This window comes from Globicatella sanguinis NBRC 15551 (assembly GCF_001552295.1).
GTDB lineage: Bacteria > Bacillota > Bacilli > Lactobacillales > Aerococcaceae > Globicatella > Globicatella sanguinis.
On record NZ_BCQX01000231.1, the window covers coordinates 1 to 1,011 of the forward strand.

Here is a 1,011-nt window from a genome sequence, read left to right on the forward strand (position 1 = left end):
TAGTAAAAACCGAGAAACATCTCATCTTTTTGAAACGTTTCTCGGTAATTTTTGAGACTTTTTGCCCAACCTATCTAAAAATTCCGTGACCCACACCATTTGACAAAGAGCCGCAATTATTTGCAAACACGCCTATTTTATTATAAAAAGATGATTATTCTGGTACCGTTAAATCTAATTCAAAAGCCGCTAACATATCATCGGTTGCTTCATTAATGGGGACAGATCTAGTCATTGTCGCTTGTACAATGACCCGTTCCACCAGATCATAATCACATGTAATTAAAGTGATAATCGGTGTTTCCGTTGGATTTAATACTTCCAAAGCAGTCGGGTCTACCCTTTGGATATTATCTATTTGATATTCATAAATATTTTCTAAGTCGGTTAAATAAACCGTCGCACCATACTCAACATTCATTAAAGGTTGGAACAATAAGCCTTCATGAATCGAATGATGACTTGCTAGCGGATAATTTGAAACGCCCATTTCTTGGTCTTCAAATAATGTCCCTGCTCCTAAATACATTCCTGCTTCTGAGGTTCCTTTATAGATAGGTAGATTCATTTTAACAGATGGAATCGCAATCGCTCCAATTGTTGGTAAGTCATCCGGATTGACATTTTGCAAAATAACATCATAAGCATTTAACGCTTGAATATTATCCCAATCAAATGATACATCCGCTAATTTATTTTTTTGAATTTGTTCTGCGGTAATATTACCAATCGCATTTTGAGTTTGCCCTCTTTTAATCATATAATTTTTAATCGGATCCATTGCTAATAACGCAATCGCAAATAAGATTAGCATGACACCCAAAAATGTACGAAAGCCGCCACCCCGTCTTTTACGCCCTTTTTGGTTTTGATATTCTCGCCTTGTTGGTTTAGCCATCATAAGCCTCCTCATTTCACTCTGTTTCTATTTTACACATTATTTTTTAAATTGACATCCTTTGGGAGTGGGCAAGAAGTAGAAAATTGAATAATTTTCGTTTCGTATGCGCA

The 1,011-nt window shown here is 35.8% G+C and carries 1 protein-coding gene; it reads right to left on the reverse strand.

Annotated features, from left to right (window positions below; all coding sequences use genetic code 11):
• Positions 1 to 154: 154 nt before the first annotated feature.
• Positions 155 to 898: a class A sortase gene (locus tag GSA01S_RS10275; protein WP_245631311.1), complete on the reverse strand. Its 744-nt coding sequence runs from the start codon at positions 896 to 898 to the stop codon at positions 155 to 157.
• Positions 899 to 1,011 lie beyond the last annotated feature (113 nt).